Here is a 558-nt window from a genome sequence, read left to right on the forward strand (position 1 = left end):
GCAGAGATGCTTTGGTGCCTTCGGGAACTCTGAGACAGGTGCTGCATGGCTGTCGTCAGCTCGTGTTGTGAAATGTTGGGTTAAGTCCCGCAACGAGCGCAACCCTTATCCTTTGTTGCCAGCGATTCGGTCGGGAACTCAAAGGAGACTGCCGGTGATAAACCGGAGGAAGGTGGGGATGACGTCAAGTCATCATGGCCCTTACGAGTAGGGCTACACACGTGCTACAATGGCGCATACAAAGAGAAGCGACCTCGCGAGAGCAAGCGGACCTCACAAAGTGCGTCGTAGTCCGGATCGGAGTCTGCAACTCGACTCCGTGAAGTCGGAATCGCTAGTAATCGTGGATCAGAATGCCACGGTGAATACGTTCCCGGGCCTTGTACACACCGCCCGTCACACCATGGGAGTGGGTTGCAAAAGAAGTAGGTAGCTTAACCTTCGGGAGGGCGCTTACCACTTTGTGATTCATGACTGGGGTGAAGTCGTAACAAGGTAACCGTAGGGGAACCTGCGGTTGGATCACCTCCTTACCTGAAGATACCTTCCGGCGCAGTG

At 54.7% G+C, this 558-nt stretch carries 1 rRNA gene; it reads left to right on the forward strand.

Annotated features, from left to right (window positions below):
* A 16S ribosomal RNA gene (locus QSK07_RS22660) occupies positions 1-533 on the forward strand; the annotation flags it as partial.
* Between the last annotated feature and the right edge of the window lie 25 nt (positions 534-558).

Origin of the sequence: Pantoea sp. QMID4 (assembly GCF_030270445.1) — a bacterium.
Taxonomy (GTDB): Bacteria; Pseudomonadota; Gammaproteobacteria; order Enterobacterales; family Enterobacteriaceae; genus Pantoea; species Pantoea vagans.